This window comes from Rheinheimera metallidurans (genome assembly GCF_036983985.1).
Lineage (GTDB): Bacteria > Pseudomonadota > Gammaproteobacteria > Enterobacterales > Alteromonadaceae > Alishewanella > Alishewanella metallidurans.
Genome location: NZ_JALAHQ010000002.1, coordinates 336,695 through 354,533, shown reverse-complemented (window position 1 = coordinate 354,533; position 17,839 = coordinate 336,695). Strand labels below are relative to the sequence as shown.

The window sequence follows — 17,839 nt, the reverse complement described above, 5'->3', positions numbered from 1 at the left end:
GAAGCAGCAATTATCTTAGGTGGCGTGTCTAAGATGTAATGCCCGTGAGGTTAAAATAACGGGGTTTATTTTATGGAAAGATAACCAGTTAAGACTTAATTAGCGCTGAATGTTCTTTTAATATTTTAGCGCAACAATGTTATTAAAATATTGCAAATGTAAGGATATTGGCTATTTTAAAGTTGTTGGCAGTAGGGCTCTCTGGTACTGATTGTTATAGTTTGTCTTTTTGGTTACTGCGCCAACCCAGATAAGCCAGCTGGTGGTTAGGTTGTCATCAGGGAAAGAGAGCCACTTTAAGGATGATTAATATGAAAAGATTACTATTAGCTTTAGGTATGACCGCATTAACGTTAACGGCTAATGTCTGCATGGCTAATGCGCCGGCACCTGATAAGTTAACTAAGGTGAGTGCAGCAGAACATAAGATAGAAAAAGTAAAAGTAAATACTGCGTCGTTAGAGCAGTTAGAAGCAATACCTGGCTTAGGTAAAAAGAAAGCTCAAGCGATACGAGATTATATTGCGGAAAATGGCCCGATAAAAGATCAAGCGCAGTTAACTAAAGTAAAAGGTATTGGTGACAAGTTGGCGGCTAAAATAAGCCCTTATATGAGTTTTAATTAACGCAATACGACAACAAAGCCCTGGAACTAGTCTCCCAGGGCTTTCATTTGTTCGTTAGCCCATTGCACTGCGGTATGGTAGGCATTGGGTACTTGTTCACTGGGTAACTGCAGTGCACTAATAGCCTGACTAGCTTCTTGCCACTGCGCTGTTTCATAGAATTTAATCAGTTGAACGTAGTCGGCAAGTACACCTTCTTTTTCTACCAACGCGGCTTTGATTTCTTTAGCTAGAGGAAGTTTACTCATTACGCTATCAATGGGTTCATCTAAAATAGCATCCATTAATGACATTAAGCCGGTTAAAAATGCCTTAGCGGTATCTACTTTACCGTGCAGTTGCGCTAAGCCTTCGGCAAAGCGAGCGCGGGTCATTGACATACGCATTAATTCTGCTGGTTTATCGCTACTAATTTGTGCGGTGAATAATAATGATAAAAATTTCTTTAGCTCAGCTTGCCCTAATACCACCAACGCCTGTTTAATGGTTTCAATTTCGGTTCGACGCTTAAAAACAGCTGAGTTACTGTAGCGCAATAATTTATACGACAAATGTACATCGCGTTGAAATACATCAGTAATTTTATTTAAATCCACTTCTGGTTTTGAGGTTTCATACAGTAATTCGGCCAGCGTCATTTGTGCAGGTGACAATGCCTTACTTTGCATCATTTCCGGTTTAGAAAAGAAAAAACCCTGAAAATAGCTAAAGCCTAATTCCATCGCGAGTTGGAATTCTTCGTTAGTCTCAACTTTTTCTGCTATCAATTTAATATGAGGAAAATCTGTTAAAGCTAGCTTTATTTCGTTGATCGTGTCTGTAGTAGTAGTGCGAAAATCAATTTTGATAATATCAATATAGGGGTAAAAATGGCGCCAAACATTTTGATGAATATAGTCGTCAAGCGCTAGGGTATAACCCTGTTCCTTTAAATGCTGACATTCGGCTAGTAAGCGTTTTCCAGGTTGGATTGTTTCTAAAATTTCTACTACCACTTGCTCTTTAGGCAGCATAGTGGGGTACTTTTTAACTAAGGTTTCCAGTGTGAAATTTATAAAACCAAGTTTATCATCAATGAAATCATCTAAACCAAAACTAAATTGGCTGCCTTCTACCATACGAGATGTTGCTTCATTACCATCTATTTCAGGAAATGCGTTTTCTAAACCATCACGAAATAATAATTCGTAAGCGTAAAGTTGCTTATTGCGATCTAATATTGGCTGTCTAGCTGCATAAAAATACATAAATGTTCTATCTCAAAAATGAACACCAGAGTACTAATCTAGCAAAAATATAACAGCGAGGTACACTAATTTTTAGCTTGCCTCGCCGGTTAATTATATTTAAACCTGTTTTAGTTTTTGCTGCATGTTATTAAATAGGGTTGTAATTTCTGGCGCCGGCGCAGAGGTTAGTTTACTAACAATAACAATGCATAGGCTGCTAATAATAACACCAGGTAAAATTTCGTAAACCAAACTACTTAGCGTTGCGCCATTATCCAGTATCGGCGCGTAAATCCAGATTAGTACAGTTATGGCACCACTGACAATGCCACTTAGTGCACCAGCAAATGTCATACGTTTCCAATATAAGCTAAACACCACTAACGGGCCGAAAGCCGCGCCAAACCCGGCCCAAGCATTACTAACTAAGGTTAATATAGAACTTTCCCTATCATAAGCTAGCATAATTGCAACTAAGGCTACGGCTAATACTGACAGACGACCGACCATAACCAGTTCGCGCTGTGATGCATCACGTTTTACAAAGGTTTTATAAAAATCTTCAGTTAACGAGCTTGAGGTAACTAATAATTGAGATGAAATAGTACTCATAATTGCCGCTAATATTGCGGCTAATAGAAAACCAGAAATAAGCGGATGAAACAAAAACTGTGAAAATACTATAAAAATAGTTTCGGGATCGGTTAATGACATCTTAGTGTTGGCAATATAAGCAATACCGACCAAGCCCGTCATTACTGCGCCTAACAAAGTGACAAACATCCAGCTCATGCCAATTTTACGTGCCATTTTAATATCTTTTACCGAGCGAATTGCCATAAAGCGCACAATAATATGCGGTTGGCCAAAATACCCAAAACCCCAAGATAATAGCGAAATAATAGCTAAGATTGACATTGCTTTGCCGGTGTTAGCATCAACAAAGGGGTTTAGAAGTTCAGGTTTAATTGCGCTAACTTGGGTCATTACCTCGCTAAATCCACCAAGGTGATCAAAGGCAACTACTGGCACCAGCACCAGTGAAACTAACATAATACAGCCTTGAACAAAGTCGGTGATGCTAACAGCTAAAAAGCCACCGAATAAGGTGTAAGCAACCACGACACCGGCGGTTACATAAAGCCCTAGTTCGTAACTTAAACTAAAAGAGCTTTCAAATAGTTTACCGCCGGCAACAACACCTGATGAGGTATATAGTGTGAAAAACAACACAATAACAATAGAAGAAACAATACGTAAAATGCGAGTTTTATCAGCAAAACGGTTTTCAAAGTAATCAGGGATAGTTATCGAGTCATTGGCTATTTCAGTATAAATTCTTAGCCTTGGTGCAACGATAACATAATTAAGATAAGCGCCAACCAGCAGTCCAAGCGCAATCCAGCCACTGCTAATACCAGATAAATACATAGCACCAGGCACACCCATTAGCATCCAGCCACTCATGTCTGAAGCGCCAGCAGATAACGCCGTTACCGCAGGGCCTAATTTGCGGCCACCTAGCATATAGCCAGATACGTCGTTGGTTGAGGTTTTATAGCCGTATAAACCAATTGCCAGCATAACAATGAAATATAAACCTAATGAAATTAGTGTGCCTGTTTCCAAAACAGTTTCTCCTTATAGCAGCCGCTAAGCTTTGGTTAACGCGGGTCTAACCAAAACTCAGTAAAAAAAATACCTGATATAACATCAGGTTTTGAGGTCGAGCTTATGCTAACAAGTTGTTTGCATGCTTACCAGTATTAAGCGGAAAGCATGCGCTGCATAAAGTTAGATAACCACTTAAATGGGACGAATTAAGTTGGGTAAAGCGGTGGCAAACTGCTCTTTAGTGCGGTGGCGGTTTTTGTGGTGTGGTATTGCTGCCAAGCCTGCCATAACTGCGCACCTTGCCATTTTTCGTTGCTGTTGCCATAGAGCGCACTATTTAAGCTGGTTAATTGTTGCTTTAACTCGGCTGCGGTAATGATGTTACTTAGTTCGCTAATTGATAAGCAGCGCGTATCGAGCTGTTGATGGGCGAACCGTAGTAACTCATCTCTAGCAAGTTGAGGATCGCCTTGCTCACAGGCGCGCTTTAAAACATTACTATTAAAAGCAACGCGACTGTGCAAGTTAAGTTGCTGTTTTGCCGGTGTTTTTAGCTGCAACCATACGTAGATAATAAATAGGCTTAATAACCAAAGTGCTAGCATTAGCGTTGTTAGGTAGTTCCATTGCCACGATGACGCCTCAACACCGTAGTTAGGTTGCGAAACTGGGATCACTGATTGGCTATCTGTTTGCGTTAGTTGCGAGTCAGCCACATCTGCGTTGTTACTTGAGCTAACAGCACTGGCGGCAACCGTTAACGTACGAGCGGGTAATTTTGCATAATCAAGCTTATTGGTTTGGCTATTCCACCATGGCAGTGCAACTTCGGGTAATTCTAATACACCGGCTTTATTGGCAATAACGGCAGTAGTAAATATTTTTTGCGCCACTAAACGGCCACTTCGTTCGGCACTTTTCGCTTGCGGTTGTTCTTGATATAAGCGCAGGCCATCGGGGAAGCCTTGCTTTAGTTCAGGCAGTTGGTTTTCTGCTACATCGACCGCGGATAAGGTAATAATCCGTGTAACGGGTTCGCCTTGTTTTAGCTCGTCAATATTGGGGTTCCATTCTTCAGTTAAAGTAACAAGGCCGGCAACTAACCAATCACCAGGAAAGCTGTCGGGTATTGCGTTAACTTTAACGTCTATTGGTTGTGCTTGTTGCAGTACCGTTTTGGTCGCGGCAAAATAATTATAACGGGCACTGTCGCGGTCAAGCATTTCGCCACTAAAAGTGGGGGGTAAAATAGTGTAGTTACCACTGCGCTGCGGCGTAACAGCATAGCGACGAGTAATAGTGCGATAACGAATGCCGTTCACCAGTTTTGAGCCTTCGACATCTTGGCCCACTTGGCTAATACTGGCGTCATCCAGTTGAGGCTCTGATAAAGAACCACGCTGTAAATCACCATTAAAATAAATAGTGACCTGATAATAGCCCAGTTGCTGCACATAGAGTTGTTGCGGTTCTAATTCGGCTTCAAGAAACAGTTGCTGGTTATTATTGGCATTTTTTGCTACCGAGCCATCGAGTATTTGCACATTGATAGGCTCAGTAGTTAAGCCTTGTAACGTAAATGCGGGAATAGTGAAGTCACCACTGGCTTTGGGTAGTAACACCACGCGCCAACGCGTGCTCTGGCTGGCTTGGCCATTAATAATTTGCGTGCTAGTGCTAATTGACGGCAGCATTACCGTAAAGTGTTGTTCTAACACCCGAAAGTTAAGTGCATCAGTGGCTACTTTGGCATCGGCAGTTATTTCTAATGTTACAGCTTCGCCTCGAAGCGCTGGGTTTTTATCCACACTGGCGCTAAGTTTAGTTAGCGCATGTAGCGGTAAGCTTAGTAGTAGGGCTACCGTCAGCAGTAACGTTTTTACCATTGTTCATTAGCTCCGGTTGGCAAGCGCTGTTGCTGCCGTTTTAAATATTCTAAATACATTTTATTCCGTAGCAACAGGGAGGGATCGTCTTGTACTTTTCGTAGCAAGTTATCTAGCTGTTGCTGCTGCTCTTTGGTGGCATTAGGCCAAGTTTCATGAATCGCTTTTTGCTGTTGTTGCTCTTCATCAGTTAGCTCTGGCTCACTGATTGGTGCAGCTTGTTGCGTTTGAGCCTCTTGTTGCTGAGCTTGTTGTTCTTGCTCGGTATTTTGTTCAGGCTCAGCTTGTTGTGTTTGAGAGCTTTCATTGTTGTCAGTGTCTGAGTCGCTACCATCTTCACTTTTTGATTGCTCGTCAGACTTTTGTTGCTGTTGTTTTTCACCATCCTGTTGTTTTTGTTGCTGCTTGTCTTGCTGTTGTTGCTCTTGCTGCTGTTCAAGCAGTTGCTGCATCAGTTGCGCATTCTTGGCGGCTGAAGTGAAATCGGGGTTAAGTTCTAACGCCTGCTGATAGGCATCTAGCGCCTCTTGATAACGTTGCTGCTGTGCTAGGCTATTGCCTAAGTTATGCAAGGCATCAACAGAAGGGTTCGTTTTTGCCGCATCACGAAAGGCCTGTTCAGCGGCTTTAAAATCACTATTTCTATAGGCCGCATTGCCTTGCCATAGTGGATCGGTGAATTTTTGCTGTGCTTGGTTGTAATGACCATTGGCGTAATCTTGCTGCGCTTGTTGTTGTTTAGTTTGCCAGATATCCCGCCATTCAATGGCTTTGGCCGGGTGGGGCAGCAGCATTATAAAGCCGATAGCCAACAGACTGCTATATTTGCGGCTTAGCAGTAGCAGAGGTAGTAACAACCACACTAAATAAATAGCATTGTCTTGCCACTGATCGCCCTGTATTTGCTTACTGGTATCGGCTTGGTCTAAAGCGGACAGTGCCGGCTGGTTAATAATGCTGTCTAGCGCATCAGCGTTGATATTGGCTTGTGTATATACACCACCACTGCGCTTAGCTAAAGCAGCTAGTTGAGCTTGTGGCAGTTTGGGAATAACCACCGCGCCGCTACGGTTTTTTAGTAACTCACCAGTTTCCAGCTGGATGGGTGCACCTTGTTCAGTGCCAAAACCGACAATAGATAAACGATGAGGCCATTTATTAATAAGATCGAGTATTTCTTGGTAACTTTCACGGTCAAAACCGTCAGTAAAAACCACTACGTCACCACGTGGGTAACCGGCTTGCAGCAGTAATTTATCAGCTTGTTGCAATGCTGCGAGTAAGTTAGAGCCCTGTACCGGCATTATCTCCGGTTTTAAGTCTGGAATAAGTAAACGGATATTGTTGTTATCTGGTGTCAGTGGCGAAATAACATAAGCATCACCGGCGAAACTAAGCAGTGCTAGCTCCCCCTCTTTTACCTGCTCGGTATAATCTAATGCGGCAAAGCGCATCTGCGTTAAACGATCTGGCGCCATGTCGGTCGCACGCATTGACAGTGACATGTCTAACACTAGGACACTGGCTTTTTTTAGCGCAAATGCGGGCTGGGGTAGTTTTTGCCAACTAGGGCCGGCTAGCGCAATGCTAGTAATAAACCAACACACCACTAATAAAGGTAGCGCCATGGGCTGACGTTTTAGCAGCAACTGGCCACCTAATAGCGCCTGCTGTAAATGTGGGGCAATAAGATTATGCCAAGGGCTTTGTTCACGCCGATAAAAGTACACTAATACCGCTAGTAATAACGCCGGTAGCAATGAGAATAACCATAATGGGCGTAAAAAATGAAAATCAGCCAGCATGTTTAGCTACTCCACGCCAGTTAATGCTAAAGGCAGCAAGTACAAATGATAACACTAGGGCTAAGCCTAACGGCCAATGCAGTAAGCTGCGCTGTGGCCGGTAAGTTACGCCGTCACGCTCTATCGGTTCTAGCTGGTCAATAAGTTGATATATTTTATTCAACTCGTTTAAATCGCGAGCTCTAAAATAACGGCCGTTGGTTTCTTCGGCTAGTTGAATAAGTAGTGGCTCGTCCAGATCATGTGACGGGTTAATAATACGTTGACCAAACACACTTTGTTGGATCATTTGTTCTGCACCCACGCCTACGGTATGAATTTTCACTCCTGCAGCTTTGGCCAGTTGCAGTGCTTCTAACGGTTGAATATTACCTGCGGTGTTAGCACCGTCACTAAGTAAAATAAGTACTTTGTTTGAGCTTTCATAGGTATTAAGTCGCTTTACCGCTAAACCTATAGCTTCACCAATTGCGGTGCGGGTGCCAACTAAACGTAGTACGCTATCATCAAGCATTTTTTGTACGGTGACTAAATCGAAGGTTAACGGCGTTTGCTGGTAGGCCGCATCAGCAAATAAAATGAGGCCTATTCTATCGCCTTGACGGCGTTTTAAAAAATCACTAACCACTTGTTTTACCGCATCAAGCCGGTTCATGCTCTGACCATTATAGAGCATATCGGCAATTTCCATTGAGCCAGACAAATCTAACGCAAGCATAAGATCTCGACCTTGTTGCGGCATAGTAATAGGCTCGCCCAACCAGCGAGGCTGCGTAGCCGCAGTGACTAGCAGTAACCAAATTAATAATGCGAGCACTGAGTTTAGGCTAAGCCAATGCCGACTCGTTTGGCTTGAGGCATCGGTAAGTTTAGCTAGCGCTGGTAATGTTATTGCCGCTTCGGTTTGCGCACTGCGCTTTATGCGCAGTAATAAAGGTAGAAACACCAATAAAGCGAGCCAAGGATAACCAAATTCAAGCATGGCTTACCTCCGATATGACGGCAGAGGTTGGCGCTGCACCGCGATATTTTATTAACCACGCTTTAGCAAACTGTTGAAACTGAGTTACCGCTTCAGCATGGTGGCCTTGTTGATACAATAGCAGGCTTAAATCCGGCAGGGGCTGGTTACATTCAGTGCTGAGCCAATGTTGCCATTGCGTTATGCTTAGGCTTAACGCTGGGTGGTGAGGCTGATAATGCTGTGTTACCCGTTTTAATAATTGGTTGATGCTAGCTGCCGCTAACGCATCGTTACTAATATTGTCGAGCAATGTTAACGCTTCGCGTTTGGCCGCAAAATACCGCCAGCGTTGATAACAATGTACCGCTAAAAATAGCAAACCAATAAGCAGCAGCGCGATTAATAGCCACCAGATCGGGGCTAAGGCAAAGTTTAATATTAGTTCTGGCTCGCTAATGTCAGCCAGTTGTTCTAATGGCGAAGGTGTATCAGCCATACCACTTTCTCTCTAATTGGCTAAGTACAGGCTCGGCAGCATTTACGGCTAACCACTTACAGCCAAGTTGGCTTGTGTGGTGTTTTAGCTGTTGCTGCCACGCTTGCTGTTGTTGCGCATAACGTTGTTTTAGTACCGCGCTGCCAAGCTCAATATAACGGGTATCTTGGCCATCACTGATAGCGGCAAGACCTTGGCTATTATCGGGTAGCATTAAGTCTAAAGGATCGGTAATAGCGCAACAGCTAACTTCATTATGCTGACGAATGGCACGAATATGGCGTAAGCCGTTGTCGTCAAAATCGTTAAAGTCAGACAAGATATACAGCATGCTACCGGGGCGCACTAAGCGCCGTATTTGGCTAAGCGCTTCATTTAGGTTTAAGCCTCGGCTACCCGATTGTGCTTGATGTACCTCGGTAAGCGCATGAAAATAACGCAATACGCCATTACTGCGGCTTTGCGGTTTAAGTTCAATATGCTGCTGTTGGCTAAACACCAAGCCACCGAGTTTATCGCCGCGTTGTTTAACATGCCAAGCGATAACTGCGGCTAAATGTGCTGCTTGCACCGATTTAAACAGTAAATTTGAGCCAAAACGCATGCTGTTGCCAAGATCGGTTAGAATAAACACCGGTCGCTCTTTTTCTTCACGAAACAACTTAGTGTGAACTTTGCCAGTGCGAGCGGTTACGCGCCAATCGATGGTGCGTACATCGTCACCATTTTGGTAATGGCGAACTTCGTCAAATTCCATACCTCGGCCTTTACTTTTTGCCAAGTAAGTACCGGCCAGTTTGCTATGAATAGCCATACCGGGTGTTAAATCCAATACCTTGGTATAGCGCTGATACCATAACAGCTCGGGTAGCGCTAAGCTTGTGCCGTTAGCCCCGTTTTGCTGCAGCCATTGCTGAGGTGACATCTGGCTCATATTAGGCTGATGGTACCAAACGTAAAATTTCACTTAACACTTTATCCGTGCTAATGCCTTCTGCTTCGGCAGCATAAGTTAGAATGATGCGATGGCGCAGTGCATTGTGAAATACCGCTTGTACATCATCTGGAGTAACAAAATCTCGCCCGGCAAGCCAGGCTTTAGCGCGGGCGCAACGTTCTACCGCAATAGTCGCACGCGGGCTGGCGCCGTAACCAATCCAGCTGGCAAGTTTGTCGCTGTATGCTTTGGCGTTACGGGTGGCCATAATAAGTTGCACTATATATTGCTCAAGGCTATCGGCCATATGCAATTGTAAAATGGCTTTACGCGCAGCAAAAATATCAGCTTGGCTAATAGGTGATACCGCGGCGTGTTCGCCACTAAGCGCTTCATTGCGAGTTAGGTGTAATATGGCCAGCTCGGTTACGGCATCCGGGTAATCTACCTTTAAATGCAATAAAAACCGGTCGAGTTGCGCCTCAGGTAAAGGGTAAGTACCTTCTTGCTCTAGTGGATTTTGCGTTGCCATGACTAAAAATAGTTCTGGTAGTGGATACGTATTACGCCCCACGGTAACTTGTTTTTCAGCCATTGCTTCAAGCAGAGCCGACTGCACTTTAGCGGGTGCGCGGTTAATTTCATCGGCTAAAATAATATGATGAAATAATGGCCCGCTTTGAAATTCAAACTTACCGGTTTCTGGCCGGTAAATATCCGTACCGGTTAAATCGGCAGGTAACAAATCGGGCGTAAATTGAATTCGATGAAACTGACCTTCAACACAGTGGGCTAATGCATTAACTGCGCGGGTTTTTGCTAGCCCTGGCGGGCCTTCTACTAATAAGTGACCATTGGCCAGTAATGCCAGCAAAATACCTTCAGTCAGTTCAGACTGGCCAAGCACCTGACTGTCGAGGTAGGCTTTTAAATTAGAAAATGCGTTTACCATAATGTTATCAGTCTTAATTAATTGGATTTATTGATTGTTTTATCGCCATTAGCCATAAAAACGGGCTAGGCTAAGACGTTATAACTTAAATATGGTTCAGTTTGCATTAAAACAAGTGTTTTAATTTTCGTCGACTGTCGTTACAATCGATTGATACAAAACAGGTCTGACCTGTAATTTAGTTATTAGAGGAACACTATGAGCTCACCAATTAACCTTACTACACGTCAGGGCGATCGTATTGCGATTGTTTCAGGCTTGCGTACACCGTTTGCCAAACAGGCAACCGAGTTTCATGGCGTATCAGCGCTAGACTTAGGCAAGCTAGTAGTAAACGAGCTGCTGATCCGCAGTGAGCTTGACGTAAAGCTAATTGAGCAGCTGGTTTATGGCCAGGTAGTGCAAATGCCTGAAGCGCCAAATATTGCCCGTGAAATTGTGCTGGGTACAGGCATGAATGTACATACGGATGCGTTTAGTGTTACTCGTGCTTGTGCCACCAGCTTCCAGTCGGTAGTCAGTGTAGCTGAGTCAATGATGACAGGTATTACACACATTGCCGTGGCTGGCGGAGCTGATTCAAGCTCAGTATTACCTATTGGCGTTAGTAAAAAGCTGGCGCGCGCACTTGTCGATTTAAACAAAGCTCGTACCTTCGGCCAAAAGTTAGCGATATTTCGCCGTTTAAGTTTAAAAGATTTATTGCCGGTGCCACCAGCGGTAGCGGAGTACAGCACAGGTTTATCAATGGGTGATACCGCCGAGCAGATGGCGAAAACCTATGGTATTAGTCGTGCTGATCAAGATGCTTTGGCACACCGCTCGCACACCTTAGCTACGCAAGCATGGCAAAGCGGCGTGATGAAAAATGAAGTAATGAGCGCACATATTGAACCGTACTCACGTTATTTAGATATTGATAACAATATTCGTCAAGATTCAAAACTTGAAAGTTACGCTAAGTTAAAACCGGTATTTGATAAAGCACACGGTACTGTTACCGCGGCTAACGCGACACCATTAACCGATGGTGCCTCAGCGGTAATTATGATGACGGAAAGCCGAGCTAAAGCCTTGGGTTATGTGCCACTGGGTTATATTCGTAGTTATGGCTTTGCCGCTATTGGCGTGCACGAGGATATGCTTATGGGGCCATCTTATGCGACGCCAATTGCACTAGACCGCGCGGGCATGTCGTTAAGTGATTTAACCCTAATAGAAATGCACGAAGCTTTTGCAGCACAAACCTTAGCCAACGTACAAATGTTTGCCAGCAAAAAATTTGCTGCAGAAAAACTTGGCCGTAGTAGTGCGATTGGCGAAATAGATATGGCGAAATTTAACGTACAAGGTGGTTCGTTAGCCTATGGGCACCCGTTTGCCGCTACGGGCACGCGTTTAATTGTGCAAACGCTCAATGAATTAAAACGTCGCGGCGGTGGTACCGGCTTAACCACAGCTTGTGCGGCAGGTGGTTTGGGTGTGGCAATGATTTTGGAGAGCGAATAATGACAACAATAAATAGCTTTAGCTTGCAGGTTCGCGATGACCAGATAGGTGTTATTACTATGGATGTCGCTGGCGAGTCGATGAACGTATTAAAAGCCGCGTTTGCAGATGAAATAACCAACTTATTAGCCGAAATTAAAACCAATACCAAGTTAAAAGGCTTGGTATTCATTAGTGGCAAGCCAGACTCTTTTATTGCAGGTGCTGACATCTCGATGCTTGATGGCTGTAAAACCGCTATCGAAGCAGAAACTATAGGTCGGATGGGGCAGCAAATGTTCGACCAGCTGGAGCAGCTTAATATTCCTTTAGTCGCAGCTATTCATGGCCCTTGTTTAGGTGGCGGTTTAGAGCTAGCCATGGCATGTCATTCCCGCGTTGCCAGCTCTGATAACAAAACAGTCTTAGGTTTACCAGAGGTGCAGTTAGGTTTATTACCAGGTAGTGGCGGTACGCAGCGTTTACCGCGTTTGGTGGGCCTACAAAAAGCACTAGATATGATCCTAACCGGCAAGCAACTACGTGCGACGCAGGCGAAAAAAGCCGGCTTGGTAGATGACGTGGTGCCAGTAAGTATTTTGTTAGATGTCGCGGTAAAATTGGCCTTAAAGGGTAAAGTAACTCGCGAGTTACCCAAGCTTAACCTTTTGGGCAAGCTGCTTGAACGCACGTCAATTGGTCGTAATATTATATTTAGCCAAGCGCGTAAGCAAACCTTAAATAAAACTCAGGGCAATTATCCGGCACCGCTTAAAATTCTTGAGGTGGTTAAAGCCGGAGTTGATAACGGTATAAAAGCCGGTTTAGCGGCTGAAGCGAAAGCTTTTGGCGAGCTTTGCCTGAGTAAAGAATCTAAAGCGTTGCGCAGCCTGTTTTTTGCTACTACGCAAATGAAAAAAGAGAGTGGCGCTGGCGACACTAAACCTAATAGGGTGGTAAAAGCTGCCGTATTAGGCGGTGGTTTAATGGGCGGTGGCATAGCTAATGTTACGGCAACAAAAGCCGGTGTACCGGTGCGTATTAAAGATATTAGTGAGCAGGGCATCAGTAACGCCTTAAAATACAGTTATTCCTTATTGCAGAAAAAATTTAAACGTCGCTTTATTAGCAACAGTGAAATGCAAAAACAAATGCTGCTGATCACCGGTACTACCGATTATAGCGGTTTTCACGATGCAGATATCGTAATTGAAGCGGTGTTTGAAGATTTAGCGCTTAAGCAAAATATGGTTGCAGATATTGAGCAGCATTGTGGTGAAAATACCATCTTTGCCAGTAATACCAGCTCATTACCAATAGCACAAATTGCCGCGAAGGCCGAGCGCCCAGAAAATGTGATCGGTTTACATTATTTCTCACCAGTAGACAAAATGCCGTTAGTAGAAGTTATTGCCCATAAAACGACGTCTGCACAAACGATTGCAACTACGGTGGCGTTTGCCCGTAAGCAAGGTAAAACACCCATTGTAGTGAAAGACGGCGCTGGATTTTACGTTAACCGCATTTTAGCTTTGTATATGAATGAAGCGGCGAATATTTTGCTGGAAGGCGAGCCAATAGAAAAAATTGACCAAGCCTTGGTTAAATTTGGTTTTCCAGTAGGGCCTATTACCTTGCTCGATGAAGTAGGTATCGATGTGGGAGCAAAAATATCACCTATTTTGTCAACTGAACTGGGTGAGCGTTTTGTTGCGCCAGCGGCCTTTGATAAATTATTAGCCAGTGGCCGTAAGGGCAAAAAAACAGAGAAAGGTTTTTATTTATACGGTAAAAGCAGCAAAAAAGGCAAAAAACTGGTCGACGAAAGTGTTTATGCGGTGTTAGGTGTTACGCCGTCAGCTAAGCTAAGCCGTGATGAAATCGCAAATCGTTGTATGGTACAAATGTTAAACGAAGCGGTGCGTACCTTAGATGAGGGCATTATTGCCTCGCCACGCGATGGTGATATTGGCGCAATTTTTGGTATCGGTTTTCCCCCATTTTTAGGTGGCCCATTCCGTTACATTGATCAGTTAGGTGCCGCAAATCTTGTTGCGCAGTTACGGAACTTTGAAAGCCGCTTTGGTAACCGCTTTACCCCTGCACCACGTCTAGTGGCTATGGCTGAGCAACAACAGCGCTTTTATAGCGAGTAGTTTTTGAGTTAAAAGCGGCGCTATACTAGCGCCGCTGTTTTTGTACCCGTAGTAAAGAGTGTACGTAACTGCGCGGTAATATCGCTAATTTGCTGATGCAAGGTCGCGTTAGGCAAAGAAACAGCAAATAGCTCTCGGGTCAGAATTGGTGCACCCTCGATTAACGTTAAGCTTTTGTTGAGTAATAGGTTTTGTACCATAGTGTCCGGCAAATAGGCTGAACCACCGCTTTGTTGCATTAGTTCTAAGGCAATACGTGCACTGCCGGTGCGTAGATAGGGAGATGGTAACTCTGGAAAAAACCGCGCATGCTGAATATCAAAAGCCGTACCCCAATCAATTTGAATATAATGCTGTTGCATGGCATTAGCGGCACTATTATCAGTAAAGGTGGTAACGGGCAGTAGCTTAATATCGCCTAGTTTGTCTATTTTCATTTCATCTATTTTCGGCGCGTCAAATAATATGGCTAAGTCTAAATTGCGTTCTAGCACTTGTCTGGCTATTTGATCTTTACCCATAGAGTCGGCGCGCCATGTCAAATTAGTTAGCGACTGTTGAATTTTAATAAAACCTTGCAATAAAAAAGCGTCCCACACGTTTGTCGTGCCGGCTATAGAGAGCTGTATCGTTTGCTCTGCACTTATTACATCTAACTTTGCGCGTTGTAGTGCAGCAAGCATGGCTTCAGCATGGGGCAGTAAGCGCTCGCCTGATGGGGTTAGTTGAATATTGTTACGATAACGGCTGAATAAGTTAACACCAAGTTGCTGCTCAAGTTGACGAATGCGGAAGCTAACCGCAGATTGGGTTAAATAGAGGTTTTCAGCCGCTTTACCAAAATGTCTGGTACGCTGAACTTCAATAAAGGTTTTAAGCAGTTCGGTATCCAAATCTTACCCTTAGTTATATTTGTCATGTCGATAAAAAATATTTGTTTTACGACAGGAATATTGTTAACCATACTCCGCACAGTTTAAACGGGCTGGCTTGATATTCAACGAGATTAGAGGAAAAAAGTGATGCAGCAAAGTTTTGTCGCTAACCGTCGCTTTTTCGATGACGGTAATTTCCCTAAAGGGTTTACCAGATCGGGGCGCTTTACTCTGGCAGAAGGTAATTTGTTAGAGAAGCATGGGGTAGCAATGCAGGAGCTGGAGCAGGGTAATCGTGCACCAGTAAATGACGAAGAAAAACGTTTTGTTGCCGTATGCAAAGGTGAAGAACCGGCTACTACCGCATTTGAAAAAACCTGGTTAAAGTATAAACAGCGGTTAGCCGAGAAACGGAAGTTTCATACGGTGTTTGGTAAGAAACGCATTGCCGACGGTGGTGAAGATTTCTCCTACGTCGATACTGACACCGACTAGCCTAAGGCCCCATAAATTGGGGCTTTTTTGTAACTGACACAGCTTAAACCGAGACGGCGGTTAATTTAGCGTGCTTTAATTTTTGCTCTTGTAAGAATTTGCTAAAATCTTCTTCTGATAAGGGTTTGCTGTAGTAATACCCTTGTATTACGTCACAGCGTAACTTACGCAATATTGCTAATTGTGTTTCTTGTTCCACACCTTCTGCTACCACGTTTAAACTTAAGTTATGGGCAAGCGTAACAATGGTATCGACCATGTTGCGGCCCCGTGCGGTATTCATATCATCAATAAAAGCTTTATCAATTTTTAGCGTATTTAGCGGAAACTGCTTTAAATAGGCAAGTGACGAGTATCCAGTACCAAAGTCATCCATTGCCAGGTGAATGCCTCGAGCCCGCAGCTTTTTCATTACTTCAATCGCTTTGGGCGGAGATTGCATTACTGTGCCTTCAGTAATTTCTAATTCTAAGTGATAAGACGGCAATTCGGTTTGCTGCAATACATCATCAATTAAATCACATAAAAATGGCAGGCTAAACTGACTGGATGATAAATTTACCGCTACTCGACCGTGAAATAACCCTTGGTTGATCCAGTTTTTGACTGCTAGACAGGCTTTATATAAAACAACTTCACCAATTTCAATAATCTGGCCGGTTTCTTCTGCGATTGGAATAAAACTGGCTGGGCTTATTACACCGCCTTTAGGCGTTATAAAGCGGACTAATGCTTCCATGCCAACTAACTGGCCGCTGACAATGTCCATTTTGGGTTGATAATAGACAGAAAAATAATCTTCCTTTAGGCCGTGGCGCATTAGGTTTTCGAGTTGTAGCCGTTTTACTGCTTGTTTATTCATCGAATCGTTGAAGAACAAATACCGGTTAGCACCTTCACTTTTTGCATGGTACATGGCGGTATCGGCATTGCGAAGAAGGGCTTGAGGATCCTTACCGTCGTCAGGAAATAATACTATGCCAATGCTACTAGTGATGGCTAACTCGTGCTGGTTGACAATTAACGGCTGGTTAATTTGCAATAGCAACTCTTTGGCCGCTGAGGTTATTAGATACAAGTCATTGGTATTATCCAGTAAAATTGCAAACTCATCACCGCCAAGCCGGTAAAGTTTATTATTGTAGCTGTTATAACTACTTAAGCGCTGCGATAACTTACACAGTAAGTTATCGCCTAACTCATGACCTAGCGAGTCGTTAATCTTTTTAAAATTATCTAAGTCAAACACCAATAAAGCATGTTCAGTTGTGTCTTTAACCAAAGAGGCGAGCTTTTGCATAAAAGCCGAGCGATTTGGTAAACCTGTTAAGGTGTCAGTTGTTGCTAATTTATGCAGCTCTACTTCCTTGCGCTTACGCTCGGTAATATCCGAAAAAACTGCAACGTATTGATTAATAATGCCCTGTTCGTCTCTAGTTTGGTCAAAGGTAAGCTCTATATGATAAATATTGCCGTTTGGGTGTTGTTCTTGAACTTCACCATTCCACGTGCCTGTATCTGCTAAGGCTCTGCGGATGTCTTGCATAAAGGTGCTTGGATAAAGGCTTAGTTCAAAGCGTTGCTTTAGCGCTTCGGCACGTGTTTTACCGGTAATTTTGCTAAAAGATGGATTAACTTCAAGGATAGTAAAATCAGTGTCGCATATCACCACGGCATCAGAGATAGTTTGTAAACAACGAGCAAAAAGTTGTAACTGTTCTTCAGTTTGTTTTAATTGTTGAATGCTTTTTAAGGTGCCGGTGATTCTACTCGGCTGACCATTATACTCAAAGGCAACAGCCTTACCGCGGTCTAATACCCATGTCCAATCGTTATCGATAGTTTTTAAGCGGTAAGTAGCTTCAAAATAACTACTTTTGCCATCTAGATGGTCTTGTAGCAACTGAGTTACACGAGCCAAGTCTTGCGGATGTATTTGCGCTTTATTCGGCGGAAAATCTAAAGCGTTAGGTTGTGCTTCAACTGGATGCAACCAAGAACCTGAACGGTATAATTCGCCACTACTCACTTTCCAGTCCCATAGTTCATCGCCGCTACCCCATAGTGATAGACGCAACCGTTCTTCGCTGTACTCAAGTTTTGCTTGATAACGGCGCATTTTAACAATACTAACGTGGGCTAGCACTAATGCACAAAATGCACAGAGTAATACCGCACTAAGCGAGTAGGGTTGCCAATAATCCCAATTAGCAGCCTGCAACTGACTAGACCAAGCACTCAATGAGAATATACTGATTATTATCGTTATTTTTTGTTTTAACTGCACTTGTAACAACTAGTTGATAATAAGGTGTG

Annotated in this window: 14 protein-coding genes; 4 read left to right on the top strand and 10 right to left on the bottom strand. The window is 43.6% G+C overall.

The genetic code is table 11. From position 1 onward, the window contains the following. Positions 1–311: 311 nt before the first annotated feature. The gene (locus tag MN199_RS06995; RefSeq protein ID WP_132583791.1) at positions 312–626 is read left to right on the top strand and encodes a ComEA family DNA-binding protein; all 315 of its coding nucleotides are present in this window, start codon (positions 312–314) and stop codon (positions 624–626) included. Between the two features lie 26 nt (positions 627–652). Here the strand turns inward: MN199_RS06995 and MN199_RS06990 are convergent, their stop codons facing one another. The 8 genes from MN199_RS06990 to MN199_RS06955 form a co-directional block, all read right to left on the bottom strand. Further along, on the bottom strand, positions 653–1,873 hold the full coding sequence (locus tag MN199_RS06990; protein WP_132583789.1) for an EAL and HDOD domain-containing protein: 1,221 nt from the start codon (positions 1,871–1,873) through the stop codon (positions 653–655). A gap of 99 nt (positions 1,874–1,972) precedes the next feature. Continuing rightward, entirely contained in the window at positions 1,973–3,484 is a 1,512-nt protein-coding gene (gene putP, locus MN199_RS06985; RefSeq protein WP_132583787.1) for a sodium/proline symporter PutP, read from the bottom strand. A gap of 191 nt (positions 3,485–3,675) precedes the next feature. Then, on the bottom strand, positions 3,676–5,355 hold the full coding sequence (locus tag MN199_RS06980) for a BatD family protein (protein WP_335738880.1): 1,680 nt from the start codon (positions 5,353–5,355) through the stop codon (positions 3,676–3,678). Next, positions 5,349–7,160 (bottom strand): VWA domain-containing protein, encoded by a 1,812-nt coding sequence (locus MN199_RS06975; protein WP_335738879.1) that lies wholly within the window; start codon positions 7,158–7,160, stop codon positions 5,349–5,351. Before MN199_RS06975 ends, MN199_RS06980 begins: the two co-directional genes overlap by 7 nt. Next, on the bottom strand, positions 7,150–8,142 hold the full coding sequence (locus MN199_RS06970; protein ID WP_335738878.1) for a vWA domain-containing protein: 993 nt from the start codon (positions 8,140–8,142) through the stop codon (positions 7,150–7,152). The genes MN199_RS06975 and MN199_RS06970 overlap by 11 nt, the downstream gene beginning before the upstream one ends. Continuing rightward, on the bottom strand, positions 8,135–8,620 hold the full coding sequence (locus MN199_RS06965) for a DUF4381 domain-containing protein (protein ID WP_335738877.1): 486 nt from the start codon (positions 8,618–8,620) through the stop codon (positions 8,135–8,137). The genes MN199_RS06970 and MN199_RS06965 overlap by 8 nt, the downstream gene beginning before the upstream one ends. Then, positions 8,613–9,587 carry a DUF58 domain-containing protein gene (locus tag MN199_RS06960; protein ID WP_335738876.1) on the bottom strand — a complete coding sequence of 325 codons (975 nt, stop codon included), beginning with the start codon at positions 9,585–9,587 and terminating at the stop codon, positions 8,613–8,615. The genes MN199_RS06965 and MN199_RS06960 overlap by 8 nt, the downstream gene beginning before the upstream one ends. Continuing rightward, positions 9,556–10,509: an AAA family ATPase gene (locus MN199_RS06955; RefSeq protein ID WP_132583775.1), complete on the bottom strand. Its 954-nt coding sequence runs from the start codon at positions 10,507–10,509 to the stop codon at positions 9,556–9,558. The genes MN199_RS06960 and MN199_RS06955 overlap by 32 nt, the downstream gene beginning before the upstream one ends. 198 nt (positions 10,510–10,707) lie before the next feature. On the opposite strand from MN199_RS06955, the gene fadI reads away from it, so the two are divergent. Next, a complete protein-coding gene (fadI, locus tag MN199_RS06950; protein ID WP_335738875.1) occupies positions 10,708–12,018 on the top strand; it encodes an acetyl-CoA C-acyltransferase FadI in 1,311 nt (436 codons plus the stop codon). Then, positions 12,018–14,153 carry a fatty acid oxidation complex subunit alpha FadJ gene (gene fadJ / locus MN199_RS06945; RefSeq protein WP_335738874.1) on the top strand — a complete coding sequence of 712 codons (2,136 nt, stop codon included), beginning with the start codon at positions 12,018–12,020 and terminating at the stop codon, positions 14,151–14,153. The genes fadI and fadJ overlap by 1 nt, the downstream gene beginning before the upstream one ends. Before the next feature lie 20 nt (positions 14,154–14,173). On the opposite strand, the gene hdfR is transcribed toward fadJ, so the two are convergent. After that, on the bottom strand, positions 14,174–15,046 hold the full coding sequence (gene hdfR, locus MN199_RS06940) for an HTH-type transcriptional regulator HdfR (protein ID WP_335738873.1): 873 nt from the start codon (positions 15,044–15,046) through the stop codon (positions 14,174–14,176). A 129-nt stretch (positions 15,047–15,175) separates the two neighbouring features. Here hdfR and MN199_RS06935 point away from each other — a divergent pair, with 129 nt between their 5' ends. Then, positions 15,176–15,523, top strand: a complete 348-nt coding sequence (locus MN199_RS06935; protein WP_132583767.1) for a MaoP family protein — start codon at positions 15,176–15,178, stop codon at positions 15,521–15,523. Between the two features lie 43 nt (positions 15,524–15,566). On the opposite strand, the gene MN199_RS06930 is transcribed toward MN199_RS06935, so the two are convergent. Further along, positions 15,567–17,765, bottom strand: a complete 2,199-nt coding sequence (locus MN199_RS06930; protein ID WP_335738872.1) for a putative bifunctional diguanylate cyclase/phosphodiesterase — start codon at positions 17,763–17,765, stop codon at positions 15,567–15,569. Between the last annotated feature and the right edge of the window lie 74 nt (positions 17,766–17,839).

What these genes read in the sequence shown, in the direction of transcription:
- MN199_RS06965 (WP_335738877.1), bottom strand. Translation starts at nt 8,620, where the DNA reads ATGGCTGATACACCTTCGCCATTAGAACAACTGGCTGACATTAGCGAG.
- MN199_RS06995 (WP_132583791.1), top strand. Translation starts at nt 312, where the DNA reads ATGAAAAGATTACTATTAGCTTTAGGTATGACCGCATTAACGTTAACG.
- fadI (WP_335738875.1), top strand. Translation starts at nt 10,708, where the DNA reads ATGAGCTCACCAATTAACCTTACTACACGTCAGGGCGATCGTATTGCG.
- MN199_RS06990 (WP_132583789.1), bottom strand. Translation starts at nt 1,873, where the DNA reads ATGTATTTTTATGCAGCTAGACAGCCAATATTAGATCGCAATAAGCAA.
- MN199_RS06980 (WP_335738880.1), bottom strand. Translation starts at nt 5,355, where the DNA reads ATGGTAAAAACGTTACTGCTGACGGTAGCCCTACTACTAAGCTTACCG.
- fadJ (WP_335738874.1), top strand. Translation starts at nt 12,018, where the DNA reads ATGACAACAATAAATAGCTTTAGCTTGCAGGTTCGCGATGACCAGATA.
- MN199_RS06955 (WP_132583775.1), bottom strand. Translation starts at nt 10,509, where the DNA reads ATGGTAAACGCATTTTCTAATTTAAAAGCCTACCTCGACAGTCAGGTG.
- MN199_RS06970 (WP_335738878.1), bottom strand. Translation starts at nt 8,142, where the DNA reads ATGCTTGAATTTGGTTATCCTTGGCTCGCTTTATTGGTGTTTCTACCT.
- MN199_RS06975 (WP_335738879.1), bottom strand. Translation starts at nt 7,160, where the DNA reads ATGCTGGCTGATTTTCATTTTTTACGCCCATTATGGTTATTCTCATTG.
- MN199_RS06935 (WP_132583767.1), top strand. Translation starts at nt 15,176, where the DNA reads ATGCAGCAAAGTTTTGTCGCTAACCGTCGCTTTTTCGATGACGGTAAT.